This is a genomic window from Mesorhizobium sp. USDA 4132, assembly GCF_056279545.1.
In genome coordinates this window covers 587,704-599,886 of the sequence record NZ_JBWCCP010000002.1, presented here as the reverse complement: position 1 = coordinate 599,886, position 12,183 = coordinate 587,704, and the positions used below count along the sequence as shown (strand labels likewise).

Sequence of the window (12,183 nt, the reverse complement as noted above, 5' to 3'; positions counted from 1 at the left end):
CGCATGCACCAGAGCTGTCAACGCGCAGCGTGTGCAGCTACATAATGTGGGCGAGTGCAATCGCATCAGCTACATCCTCGGAGCGCTCATCCAACATCGACGTTGCCACCCGAATGTTATTGCTGTGAGCAATGCAGAATTTGCTTCCCGAGTTGACCGCAATATTCCGGGCAGCGAGCGTAACCATTGCAAAGGGCTCAGAGACCACCGGCACCCACAAAGATAACCCGTCTCCATCTTCGATGGTTAGGCCGCGCACGCGCAGAGCGCTAGCGAGCATATCGCGTCGTTTTTTATAGATAGCCCGGGCAGATGCGATGCCTTCCCAAGTTTCCGGTTGGCGCAACAACCATGCACCGGCGGCTTGAAGAACGCGGCTGGTCCAGGCGGCACTAAAACTACGATAAGACTGGATCTGTTCAACGATTGCCGCTGTGCCTGACAATACGGCCAAACGGAGATCGGGGCCGAGCGTCTTGGAAAACGAGGTAATGTGAATGACCCTATCGGGAAACTGGGTGCCAAGCGAATGACGCTCAACCCCCGAAATATCGGACATGCCATCATCCTCAATTATGAGGGTGTCGCTGTCACGTAGTACTTCAGTCAGTTCGCCCAGACGTTGCGGCGTCACTGTCCGGCCAGTCACTGAATGCAGCCGCGGCTGAAACAGGAAAACGACCGGTTTGTAGCGCATCGCATCCTGGAGCGATGAGGGCAGCGGGCCGTACTCGTCACATTTCACAGGTAGTATACGTGCACCCTGATGCTCAAGAATATCGAGGAGCCGCATCGCCGTCGGTTCTTCGATGGCGACAGGCGCGCCGGGCGTCACCAGCGCATGAATGGCGGTATACACAGCATTATAACCGCCGTTGGTCGCAAGCATCGCTTCCGGGTCATAGGGCCATGTCTTGCGTACTTCGGCCTCCAGTTCCGGCAGAATACGGCTGCGCTCATAGCTGTTGAGGTTCTCTGCGGAAGACCCGTATGCCAGCGCCTTCTCCAAAGGCGGCAGCAGCCTTGGGTCGGGAACGGCCATCGTCAGGTCGAGCACATCTGCACCGTAGTGGCCGGAACTCGCAAGGCGCTCTGGCTTTGCGATGAAGCGGTCACCACTGACCCAGGTGCCGTTTCGGCCCCTTCCTGAAATGATCTTTTGCCGTCTGAGTTCGCTCCAGGCTTCCGAAATCGTCGCCGGGCTGACACCGAGCGAAAAAGCGAGATCACGGATCGGAGGCAGCTTGGCGCCTACGGGAAGCGCCCCTGCCCTGATCAAGGCACTGGTTTCCAACGCGATTCCGCGAATTGTTCGATCGCTTAATTTTTCGGCAAACCAGATCGAATCGTAGGTGTCGCTCATTTGCTCACCAAATTAAATGTTCAATAACGTAATAACATTTGATCATTACGATGTGAACATTTTAATCTCCCTTCATAAGCACTTTCTGACATGAGTATGTAGAATGACACTGGGCCTTCGAATTGCACTGCGTGACTGGGACTACATGACCCCGCTGATCCTCGGCGATGTCGCTTCCGACAAGCTCGACTTACGGGTGGACCGGATCGGAACGCTTGTGTCCCATCTCGGCAAGAGCCCCGACCACGAGGCTGCCGAGATTTCGTTCAGCCGCTATACCCAGCTTCGCCACGACGGCGATGACAGCGTCGTTGGCATTCCCAACTTCATCATGCGCGGCTTCCGCCATCGCTGCATCATGACCACTCGCGACAGCGATCTGACAACGCTCGGCCAGCTGGCCGGCAAACGCATCGGCGTCACCGGATGGCGCGACAGCGGCAACACGTGGACGCGTGCGGCTATCCGCCGCCAAGGCGTCGAGGTCAAGGATGCGACGTGGTATGCTGGCCGCCTGACAGAGGCCCACCCAGTCACCGATCGCCTCGACGGCTTTGGCCAGCCCGGCCTGATCGAAGCCTGCCCCGGCGAACGCCCGATGGTAGACCTTTTGCGCGAAGGTGGGCTGGATGCGATCTTTACGCCCTTCATGCCCGATGGCTATTTCGAGCCTGGCTCACCGTTCCGTCAGGTGCTGGCCGATTTCCGCACAGAAGAGCGCCGGTATTTCGACGATGTGGGATACGTTCCTGGCATGCACCTGATCGGCATCAAGGCTGACATCGTTGCCGAGAACCCGTGGGTAATTGCCGAAGTGAGCCGGCTCATCGACGAATCACAGCGCATGTGGACCACCAAGCGTCGCAAATATGCCGAAACCACGCCATGGATGTTCGACGAGGTCCTGAAAACCTCGCGCGAGCTGCCCAAAGGCTGGGATGCCAGCGGATTTGCCGCCAACCGCAAGATGATCGACGATTTTGCCAGTGAACTGCACGCGCAGGGCATCATGAAGCGCCACATGGCGCCGGAAGAGCTTTTCGCATTCGATACGGATGGCAGCCGGATCTGACCGGCAGCTGTAACGTTACTCTCTCAAGAAACGTAGCTTTGTAAAAAAGGGGAATGACCATGTCGCATAAGAAACTCATCGCTCTCGCCCTCGCCGGCGTAGCACTTGCGGGCGTCGCCAGGGCGCAGGACGCATCCATCAAGCTGGACGTCAACAAGGCGCTCCACGATCGCCTGCCGGAAGACATCAAGTCCGCTGGCAAGATGATCTCCGTCAACAACGGTTCGTTCCCTCCCTACGAAATCGTCACCGGCACCGATATGACAGGCGCCAGTGCCGACTTGACCGATGCGCTCGGACAGGTTCTCGGCGTCAAGATCGAGCATGCGACTGTCGGTGGTCTGCCGGCCCTGCTGGCCGGCGTCAACGCGGGCCGTTACCAGTTCGCCTTCGGCCCGATCGGCGACTACAAGGATCGCGAAGCAGCAAGCGACTTCGTCGATTGGGTGCAGGAATTCGTCGTCTTCGCCACCCTCAAGGGCAATCCCAAGGGCATTGGCTCGCTGGACACGTCCTGCGGCCAGCGCATCTCGGTCATGGCCGGCGGATCCGCCGAACGGGTGATCAAGGCACAGTCGGACAAGTGCAAGGCTGACGGCAAGGAACCGGTGGAGGTCCAGTCCTATACCGACCAGCCGGCATCGATCCTGGCCGTCCGTTCCAAGCGCGCCGATGCCTTCTTCTCCTCACAGGCGCCGCTGACCTATTTCGTCTCCCAGGCGAACGGCCAGCTGGAACTGACCGGGGTCGGCCAGAAAAACGGCTTTGAAGACATCTTCCAGGGCGCCGTCGTGCCGAAGGGCTCACCGCTCGGCCCGCTGTTCGTCGATGCCATCAAGGTGCTCATGGACAATGGCACCTATGCCGCGATCATGAAGAAATGGGGCCTCGAGAACAACATGATCAAGCAGCCTGGCCTCAACCTTGGTGGGCAACTTCCCAAATGAGCACCACCAACAACAACAACGCAGCGCCTTCGGGCGCCGCGGACTTCCGCGATGTGGCGACGGCTCACACGCCTTTCCGGGCGGGCCCTCTTGCCCTCCGGATCGTGATTGCGCTGGTCGTCATCGACTTCGGCTGGATCGTTGCCGCTAATGAAAACTTCGGCTGGCCGGTTGTTGCCCAGTATTTCTTCGATCCGACGGTTTTGAACGGTCTTTACGTCAGTCTTGGCCTCACCGTGATCGCCATGATCCTCGGCGTCGCGCTCGGCTTGGTGATCGCGATCGCGCGTATGTCGTCCGACAAGCTGGCAAGCTCGTTCGCGTCGCTGTTCATCTGGTTCTTCCGCGGCACGCCGCTCCTTGTCCAGCTGATTTTCTGGTACAACATGTCGACGTTGTTTCCGGCGATTTCGATTTCCATTCCCTTCGGTCCGACACTCATCAGTTGGGACACCAACTCGGTGATTACCCCGATGACGGCGGCGATTGTCGGCCTCGCACTCAACGAGGCTGCTTATATGGCAGAAGTCATCCGCGGCGGCCTTCTGTCGGTTGACCGCGGTCAGACCGAAACGGCGGAAGCCTTCGGCATGACCAAGGCGCGAGCCCTGCGGCGGATCATTATTCCGCAGGCGATGCGTTCGATTGTGCCCCCGACCGGCAATCAGCTGATCAGCATGATCAAGGCGACGTCGATCGTCAGCGTCATCGCCATGGCCGATCTGCTTTACTCGGTGCAATCGATCTATAACCGCACCTTCGAGATCATCCCGATGCTGCTGGTCGCGGTCCTCTGGTACCTGCTCATCACCTCGGTGCTGAATATCGGTCAGGGCTATATCGAAGCCTATTATGGTCGCAGCGACCGCCGCAATGGCGCCACGCCCAAGCCAGCAGCTGTCACAGAGGAGGCAAGCCATTGACCATCGTCGATACCACCAGGCCCCTCGTCCAGGCTCGTAATGTCCACAAGTCCTTCGACCGGCTCGAAGTGTTGAAGGGCATCGACCTCGACATTATGCCGGGGGAAGTCGTGGCCGTTCTGGGGCCGTCCGGCTCGGGCAAATCCACCTTCCTGCGCTGTATCAATCACCTCGAAGATATCCAGAAGGGGTATATCGAGGTGGATGGCGAGCAGATCGGTTACCGCGTCAAGAACGACCGGCTGGAAAGGCTGTCGCCCAACGGCATTGCCAGACAGCGTCGAAAGATCGGCATGGTGTTCCAGCAGTTCAATCTCTACCCGCACATGACGGTCTTGCAGAACATTATCGAGGCGCCGGTCGGCGTTCACGGTCAGAGCCGCAAGGATGCCATCGAGAACGCCAAGCGCCTTTTGGAGCGGGTCGGTCTGTCGGAGAAGGCACATGCCTACCCGCGGCAGCTTTCCGGCGGCCAGCAACAACGCGTCGCAATTGCCCGCGCGCTGGCGATCAAGCCAAAGCTGATGCTGTTCGATGAGCCAACCTCGGCGCTCGATCCGGAACTGGTCGGCGAAGTGCTGGCGACGATGCGGGACCTGGCAAAGCAGGGTCTTACCATGATCGTCGTCACCCACGAGATCAGCTTTGCGCGTGAAGCGGCCGACCGGGTGGTGTTCATGGACGGAGGGGTGGTCGTCGAACAGGGAAAACCGGAAGACGTGATCGGCAATCCACGGCATACGCGCACACAGGCTTTTCTGTCGCGCTTCCTGTAAATCCTCCCCGACTAGCCCCGGCCGAAAGGCCGGGGTCTTTTGTTCAAAATCTGAAAGTCTGGATATTCCATGCCTAGCCAAGACAATCTCTACGCCCGCATCGCCGATTTCGACTCTATGGAAGCCGAGCTGAAGGCGACCCGCCAGCATCTCCATGCTCATCCGGAACTCTCTTTCGAAGAGGCCGAAACTGCCCGATACGTAGCCGAAAAACTCGAAAGCTGGGGTTACACGGTAACTCGCAATGTCGGCGGTCATGGGGTTGTGGCGACGCTCAAGAATGGCGAAGGCACCCGGAGCATCGGTATCCGCGCCGACATGGATGCGTTGCCGATCGAAGAAGAGACTGGCGTCGCCTATGCCAGCACCGTGCCCGGCAAGATGCATGCGTGTGGCCACGACGGCCACACCACGGTTCTGCTCGGGGCCGCTGAATATTTGGCGCGCACCAAGCGCTTCAACGGCACAGTGACGCTGATCTTCCAGCCTGCTGAGGAAGCAGGCCAATTCAGCGGCGCGCAACGGATGATCGCTGACGGCCTGTTCGAACGCTTTCCGATCGACGCTATTTTTGGCCTGCACAACCATCCCGGCATGCCGGCCGGCACGCTGCTCACCCGAGCCGGCCCGATGATGGCCGCCGGCGACACCGTCAAGATCACCGTCACCGGCAAGGGCGGACATGCCTCGCGTCCGCACCTGACCGTCGATCCGGTCCTTGTCGCCTGCAATCTCGTGATGACGTTGCAATCGATCGTCTCGCGCAATGTCGATCCGACCCAGACGGCGGTCGTCACGGTAAGCACCATTCATGCCGGAGAGGCATCGAACGTCATCCCTAATAATGCCAGGATTTCGATGAGCGTGCGCTGCTTCGATCCGGCGATCCGCGTTTTCCTCGAGGAGCGCATTCGCAAATTGACGGCAAGCGTTGCCGAAGGGCACGGCGCCACCGCCGAGATCGAATACGAATACGGTTATCCCGTTGTAGTAAATTCCGAGGAGGAGACGGCCTTCGCACGCGAGGTCGCCGAGGAACTGGTTGGCACCGACCATGTCTCGACCTGCCCGCCTCTGCCCGGCAGCGAAGACTTTGCCTATTTCCTTCACCATCGTCCCGGCAGCTTCCTGCGGCTTGGCAACGGCAAAAATTCGCAGATCCTGCATTCATCAAAATACGACTTCAACGATGGCAGCCTGACCACTGGCGCTGCGATGTGGGCACGCCTGGCCGAGCGTTATCTCAACGTATGAGGCCGTCTGAAAAATAGAGTTTCGGCTTGAAAAGAATCGAACAAAACTGGCTCGGGAAAATCTGCACAGCGGGGATAAATGGAATTTTTGCCTGACTTCGGCTTAGATGCCGGGAACAGGAGAGATCATGACAAGACGACCGCGCCGGAACCATAGATGGTGTAACGGGCGGTGCCCAGCCAGCCGGGTTTGAAGGTTTGGTGGTCCCTCACAATGATGGCGTCGCGGAGTCAGGATTGGCCTGCTGCATAACATCACGGAGAGGCGACCATGAAACAGCATGCCGGAATCGATGTCCCGTTGGAATATTCAAGTGTGTGCGTGGTGGATGCGGATGGCCGCATCGTGCGTGACGCATCGTGCGTGAAGCAAAGGTGCTGAGCGAGCCCGATGCGCTGATCGCCTGGTTTGCCAATCACGGCGTGGCAATGGAACGAATCGGTCTGGAGGCCGGTCCCTTGTCGCAATGGCTCCATGCCGGGATGGCGAAGGGGTCTGGCGGTCGAACTGATCGAGACACGACACGTGCGTGCGGCCTTCAAGACGATGCCTGTGAAGACCGACAAGAAGGATGCACGGGGCATCGCGCAGTTGATGCGGCTTGGTTGGTTCAGATCGGTCCACTGCAAATCTGTTCCGGCCCAGGAGGTGCGTGCCCTGCTGACCGCCCGCATGCTCATCCGGGGCAGGCTCCACGACATCGAGATGAGCATCCGGGGCATTCTGCGCGGCTTTGGCCTCAAGCCGGGCCGGCGACGCGGCGCACCTATGCGGCACGGATCCGCGAGCTTATTGAAGGTCATCCGACACTGGAGGCGATTGCCGCGTCGCTGTTGAAGGTGCGCGATGCGCTCGCGGACGAATTTGCAGGGTTGAGCGCAAGCTGCGTGCCATCGCCCGTCAAGACGATAACGCACGGCGGCTGATGACGACACCCGGCGTTGGTGTCCTGTAGCACTGACATTCGTGTCGGCCGTCGACGCTCCCGAGCGTTTCCGATCATCCCGAGCGGTGGGGCCGCATTTCGGATTGACGCCGAAGAAGTATCAATCGGGTGAGACCGACTATAGCAGCCGCATCTCGAAGATCGGCGATGTGAGCGTGCGGCGGGTCTGGACGATCTCGTCGAGAACGTAGCCGTCCTGATCAACCAGGCGCCAGAGCCAGTGTTTCCGGCCACCGATCGTCACAACCACCTCGTCCAGATGCCAGATGTCGCTCGGGCTTGGCGGCTTCCGACGCAAGCGACCGGCATAGTTCGAGCCGAATTTCTTCGCCCAACAACGGACTGTCTCATAGGAAACGATGACGCCGCGCTCCAATAGCATTTCCTCCACCAGGCGCAGGCTTAACGGAAATCGGAAGTAGAGCCAGACCCACATGGGCGATCACAGCAGGTGGAAAACGATGCCGTTAGTAGCTGACAGGGTTCTGGTTCATGACAGCCAGATAGCCGCTATATCTTTCAGCTGCAGTTAACCTGACATCACCCTTGGAAGGTGGCCGCCGCGACGGGGCTTGCCGATATTGGTCGACCCATCTTGGCTGCGGCAGTCATATTTGCGTTGTCGATCTCCCCCGAGACGGCGAAGATTACCATCCTGATCTCCGCTGTGCCGTAGTTTTTTTTCGGCATTCTCTTTAGCGTGCATTATCGCCTTGACTACGCGGCAACCGGATCGATGGTCATAGCAAGCACCTTTTCAGCATCGTCACGCTGGCAACAGTCATAGCGTTGCTTTCAACATTTTAGGCTGCGGCTGACACCTCCCGCTTCGCCCAAGCGCACCAAAAGGCCACTACAAGATTGACGTGCTCCCAGCCTCGCAGCTTGGCAAGGAAAACCCGACATCAACTACAGCCCCACGCACGGTACGTTCCATAGCCGGGCAGCGAAGGGATGACGAGGTCGAACGCATCTTCTTGTCTGCCGCCGAAGCGCGGACACTCAGCCGTTCGTGGGGATCCGGAGTCCCGGTGAACGTGCGCGAACTCGTCGCCGCGGCCGGTCGGCGGCCTGAATGGCCTTGCGCTCGGCAAGGCTTGAGATCGACCAGCTGCCGAGCCCCCGGGTGAGCCCCGTCTTTGTTCGAACTGGCTATCTCCCGGCTCCGGTTGGCGGCTCGCTGCCTTCCGGGAGCGGGCTCTGATACGCCCGGCCACCGCGCCGTCCGTGCAATTCTTTCTTGGCGCGCGACAGCAATTCCGGATCGGCAATCGCCCTTGCACCGGTTGCCGCCATCACCTTGGCGGCCGTGACCATGGCCTTATGGGCAGCTGGCAGCTTGCCTTGCGTCACGGTCTGCCAGGCATGGAACGGCGTGCCGATCGCCGCGGTCGCCGTCAGGCACTGCGCGGTGGGGACGACCCAGCTCACATCACCCACATCCGTCGAACCAAAGAGCAGGCCGGGCTGTGCCGGCAGCGGCAGAATACCATCATGCAGGGATTTCGGATAGTCGGTCGGCCCGCCGAAGGCTTCAGCGCTCGCTCGGACGTCGTCATCCGTCAATGCGGCGGCGCGTAACCTGTCAGCAAAATCGAAGTCTGTATTATCGAAATCGGGGGCACCCAGCCTCGTAAACTGCTCATGCATCGCCTCCTCCAGGGTACGGTTGGGGAGGATATTTGAAGTGGCGCGGTCGAACACCATCTCGACCTTCGTCTCGGTCATGAGCGCAGCACCCTCGGCGATCTTGCGCACCCGCTCGAAAAGGTTGCGGACATCGCTTAGCCTTGGCGCACGGACCAGGTAGAGACCTTCTGCGGAAGCCTGGACGACATTGGGAGAAATGCCGCCGGTCTGGGTAATCGCATAATGCACACGGGCATCCGAGGGCATGTGCTCGCGCATATAGTTGATGCCGACATTCATCAGCTCGACCGCGTCGAGAGCGCTGCGACCGACCTGCGGGCTCATCGCAGCATGCGCCGCACGACCGCTGAAGCGGAAATAGGCCTGGATATTGGCAAGAGTTGAAGAGGACATGACGGCGTTGTAGACGCAAGGGTGCCAGCAGACGGCGGCATCAAGATCATCAAATGCGCCTGCGCGCACCATGTATGTCTTGCCCGATCCCCCCTCTTCGGCAGGGCAGCCATAATACCGGACCCGTGCCTTCACACCGCTTTCGGCCAAGGCGTCACGCAGGGCGACCGCCGCAAGAAGGGAAGCCGCCCCCAGGAGATTGTGATGGCATCCGTGGCCATTGGCGCCCGGCTCGGCAGCCCGCTGCTCCGTGATGCCGGCTTCCTGGGAAAGCCCGGCCAGAGCATCGAACTCTCCAAGGAACCCGATCGCGACCTCACCTTGACCAGCCTCGGCCACGAAGGCGGTCTTCATTCCCGCAATGCCGCGGGTGACGCGGAAGCCTTCAGCTTCCATGGCGGCAATATGCTCCTCGACCGAGCGGAATTCCTCGAAACGCAGCTCCGGCGTACCCCAGACGCGATCGCTGAGATCGATGAAGGCCTGAGCCTTGGCGTCGGCGCAGCGTGAAATATGGTCGGCGTCGAGAACGTCATTGCGCCATGTCGCTTCAGCCTTGTCGTCCCGCATATCGGTTATTCCCTGATCACTTCAGAATATCGGCGCCTGCGCAGGCGAGCATCACGGCCAGTCCCACAGACATTTCCGGAAGGGTCGTCGCCGGATCCACGTCCGTCCACTCGTTCAGCGTATGGGCGTCGCCACCCTTCCCTCCCCACGAAAAGGTAACGGCTGGAACGCCGAGGCTCATGGCGACATTGGCATCCGTCGAAAACGAGCTGAACACCGGCGTCTGCCCAATCGCTGCGATGGCGGCGGCCGCGGACTGTGTCAACTCACCCTCGGCGGTGACGCCGGCAGGCCGATCACCAATCAAGACGATCTCGACTGCAATTGCGCCCTTGTCGATCGAGCGGCTGTCGTTCTCGACGTGACACGACTGCAGCACGATATCGCGAAAGCGGGTATCAAGATCCGCCAGCTGCGACGCCGAATTGGAACGCAGATCCACCATCAGCGAAACTTCCGAGGGGATTGCATTGACGGAACTGCCGCCTTTGATCACGGTGGAACTGCACGTCGTCTTCGGATCATCCGGCAGGGAAAGACGCCCCAGTTCGACAACCGCGCGGGCGGCCGCAATCATCGGATTGACGATGCCATGGTCAGCAAAGCTATGGCCACCTGGCCCTCGGAACGTCACCCGGTAGCGCTTCGATCCCGTTCCTGCGGAAACGACGGTATTGGCGGGCGTCGGGCCGTCGAGGCATATGAGAGCCGCAATGCGGTTGCGATAGCTGCTGTTGGCAAAGAAGTGCCGCATGCCACGCAGATCGCCCTCGCCTTCCTCGCCAACACTCGCCAAGACGAGAATGTCGTCCCGAGTCTCTATTCCGGCAGCATCGAGTGCGCGGAGATAGGCCAGGATAGTGGCGAGGCCACGGGTGTTGTCGCCGACGCCCGGGGCGGACAGACGAAAGCCTTCGCGCCGGACGGTAACATCCGTCCCCTCGGGAAACACGGTATCGAGATGAGCCGAAACCGCGATCATGCGCCCTCCGAAAGCCTTGCCCCGGCGAAGTCCCGTGACATTGCCGATGGAATCGATCGCGACGTCCTCCAGACCGGCCGCTTCCAGCATGCCCCGGTATGCCTGCCCGCGGACCTCTTCCTTGAAGGGAGGCGCCGGAATTTCGGTGAGCGTCACGAGCTCGCTGATGAAACGCTCATGCGTCTGTGAGAGAGAGTTCGTTGCAGCCCTGAAAGACGCGCTGGCGAGGAGCGTCGGGATCGCAGTGTGTCCGGCGAGCGAGGTGGTTTTAAAGGTTTGCATGGTCAGGCCGCTTGGTTGAGATGACAGGCCGAAAGGCGTCTAGGGCCAATCGCTTTGAGTTCGGGAACATCTCGCCTGCAGCGATCCGTCGCGCTCGGGCAGCGCGGATGGAACGGACAACCCGACGGAGGATCGAGCGGCGACGGCAGCTCGCCCTGGATCGGTTTGTAGTCGCGCTCGGCGGCTTCGAGCACCGGCAACTGTTCCAGCAGCAGCCGCGTATAGGGATGATTGGGCGTGGAAAACAGCGCCTCGGTCGGCGCGATTTCCACCACGCGGCCGAGATACATGATGACCACCCGGTCGGAGATATGTTCGACGACGCCCAGATTGTGCGAAATGAACAGATAGGTCAGGTCTAGCTCGTCGCGCAGATCCATGAAGAGGTTCAGCACCTGCGCCTGGATCGATACGTCGAGCGCGGCGACCGCCTCATCGCAGATAATCAACGATGGCTTGACCGCAAGAGCACGGGCAATGCCGATGCGCTGCCGCTGCCCGCCGGAAAACTGGTGCGGGTAACGGCTGGCATAGGCGCCGGAAAGTCCGACCTTCTCCATCAGGTCGACGACGTAGGCCCGCTGCTCGGCCTTGCGGATCAACCCGTGGGCGACTGGTGCTTCACCGATGATATCGACCACGCGCATGCGCGGATTGAGCGAGGCGAACGGGTCCTGAAAGATCATCTGGACGCTGAGCGCAAAATCCCGACGCTGCTCGGGCGTCATCGCCGAGGACGAAACCCCTTTGTAGCTGATGGTGCCGGCGCTGATACTGCTGATGCCGGCGATCATCCGGGCCACGGTGGACTTGCCACAGCCTGACTCGCCGACGATCCCGACGACCTCTCCCCTTCCGATGAAAAGATCGATGCCTGCGACGGCGCGCACGTCGATCCTCTTGACCCTGGCGCCAAAGAGGTTGGCGATATGCCCGGCCACGCCGACCGGCTTCGTGAACGTCTTGGCGAGGGAACGTAGTTCCAGCATCGGTTCCTGCTGGTTTTTTTCTGTCGTCATGTCCTG

At 60.2% G+C, this 12,183-nt stretch carries 9 protein-coding genes and 2 pseudogenes; 6 read left to right on the top strand and 5 right to left on the bottom strand.

The annotated features are described in order from the left end of the window. Positions 1-37: 37 nt before the first annotated feature. Positions 38-1,363, bottom strand: a complete 1,326-nt coding sequence (locus ACZ9IU_RS25475) for an aminotransferase-like domain-containing protein (protein ID WP_040125260.1) — start codon at positions 1,361-1,363, stop codon at positions 38-40. A 103-nt stretch (positions 1,364-1,466) separates the two neighbouring features. On the opposite strand from ACZ9IU_RS25475, the gene ACZ9IU_RS25470 reads away from it, so the two are divergent. The 6 genes and pseudogenes from ACZ9IU_RS25470 to ACZ9IU_RS25445 all read left to right on the top strand — a co-directional run. Continuing rightward, on the top strand, positions 1,467-2,435 hold the full coding sequence (locus ACZ9IU_RS25470; protein ID WP_040125262.1) for a substrate-binding domain-containing protein: 969 nt from the start codon (positions 1,467-1,469) through the stop codon (positions 2,433-2,435). 59 nt (positions 2,436-2,494) lie between these two features. Beyond that, positions 2,495-3,382 (top strand): ABC transporter substrate-binding protein, encoded by an 888-nt coding sequence (locus ACZ9IU_RS25465; RefSeq protein ID WP_040125861.1) that lies wholly within the window; start codon positions 2,495-2,497, stop codon positions 3,380-3,382. Next, a complete protein-coding gene (locus ACZ9IU_RS25460) occupies positions 3,379-4,305 on the top strand; it encodes an amino acid ABC transporter permease (RefSeq protein ID WP_040125263.1) in 927 nt (308 codons plus the stop codon). Before ACZ9IU_RS25465 ends, ACZ9IU_RS25460 begins: the two co-directional genes overlap by 4 nt. Continuing rightward, entirely contained in the window at positions 4,302-5,081 is a 780-nt protein-coding gene (locus ACZ9IU_RS25455; RefSeq protein ID WP_040125265.1) for an amino acid ABC transporter ATP-binding protein, read from the top strand. The genes ACZ9IU_RS25460 and ACZ9IU_RS25455 overlap by 4 nt, the downstream gene beginning before the upstream one ends. Positions 5,082-5,150: 69 nt before the next feature. Beyond that, positions 5,151-6,335 (top strand): M20 aminoacylase family protein, encoded by a 1,185-nt coding sequence (locus ACZ9IU_RS25450; RefSeq protein ID WP_040125267.1) that lies wholly within the window; start codon positions 5,151-5,153, stop codon positions 6,333-6,335. A 270-nt stretch (positions 6,336-6,605) separates the two neighbouring features. Further along, positions 6,606-7,442, top strand: a pseudogene (locus ACZ9IU_RS25445) (IS110 family RNA-guided transposase); the annotation flags it as partial. Here ACZ9IU_RS25445 and ACZ9IU_RS25440 read toward each other — a convergent pair. From ACZ9IU_RS25440 to ACZ9IU_RS25425, 4 genes and pseudogenes are all read right to left on the bottom strand, one after another. Further along, positions 7,439-7,727 (bottom strand): annotated as a pseudogene (locus ACZ9IU_RS25440) (IS6 family transposase); the annotation flags it as partial. The pseudogenes ACZ9IU_RS25445 and ACZ9IU_RS25440 overlap by 4 nt on opposite strands. Before the next feature lie 706 nt (positions 7,728-8,433). Further along, positions 8,434-9,894: a M20 family metallopeptidase gene (locus ACZ9IU_RS25435; RefSeq protein WP_051900579.1), complete on the bottom strand. Its 1,461-nt coding sequence runs from the start codon at positions 9,892-9,894 to the stop codon at positions 8,434-8,436. Between the two features lie 16 nt (positions 9,895-9,910). After that, positions 9,911-11,158 (bottom strand): M20/M25/M40 family metallo-hydrolase, encoded by a 1,248-nt coding sequence (locus ACZ9IU_RS25430; RefSeq protein WP_040125270.1) that lies wholly within the window; start codon positions 11,156-11,158, stop codon positions 9,911-9,913. 2 nt (positions 11,159-11,160) lie between these two features. Continuing rightward, on the bottom strand, positions 11,161-12,177 hold the full coding sequence (locus ACZ9IU_RS25425; RefSeq protein WP_040125863.1) for an ABC transporter ATP-binding protein: 1,017 nt from the start codon (positions 12,175-12,177) through the stop codon (positions 11,161-11,163). Positions 12,178-12,183 lie beyond the last annotated feature (6 nt).

What these genes read in the sequence shown, in the direction of transcription:
- ACZ9IU_RS25475 (WP_040125260.1), bottom strand. Translation starts at nt 1,363, where the DNA reads ATGAGCGACACCTACGATTCGATCTGGTTTGCCGAAAAATTAAGCGAT.
- ACZ9IU_RS25470 (WP_040125262.1), top strand. Translation starts at nt 1,467, where the DNA reads ATGACACTGGGCCTTCGAATTGCACTGCGTGACTGGGACTACATGACC.
- ACZ9IU_RS25465 (WP_040125861.1), top strand. Translation starts at nt 2,495, where the DNA reads ATGTCGCATAAGAAACTCATCGCTCTCGCCCTCGCCGGCGTAGCACTT.
- ACZ9IU_RS25460 (WP_040125263.1), top strand. Translation starts at nt 3,379, where the DNA reads ATGAGCACCACCAACAACAACAACGCAGCGCCTTCGGGCGCCGCGGAC.
- ACZ9IU_RS25450 (WP_040125267.1), top strand. Translation starts at nt 5,151, where the DNA reads ATGCCTAGCCAAGACAATCTCTACGCCCGCATCGCCGATTTCGACTCT.
- ACZ9IU_RS25435 (WP_051900579.1), bottom strand. Translation starts at nt 9,894, where the DNA reads ATGCGGGACGACAAGGCTGAAGCGACATGGCGCAATGACGTTCTCGAC.
- ACZ9IU_RS25430 (WP_040125270.1), bottom strand. Translation starts at nt 11,158, where the DNA reads ATGCAAACCTTTAAAACCACCTCGCTCGCCGGACACACTGCGATCCCG.
- ACZ9IU_RS25425 (WP_040125863.1), bottom strand. Translation starts at nt 12,177, where the DNA reads ATGACGACAGAAAAAAACCAGCAGGAACCGATGCTGGAACTACGTTCC.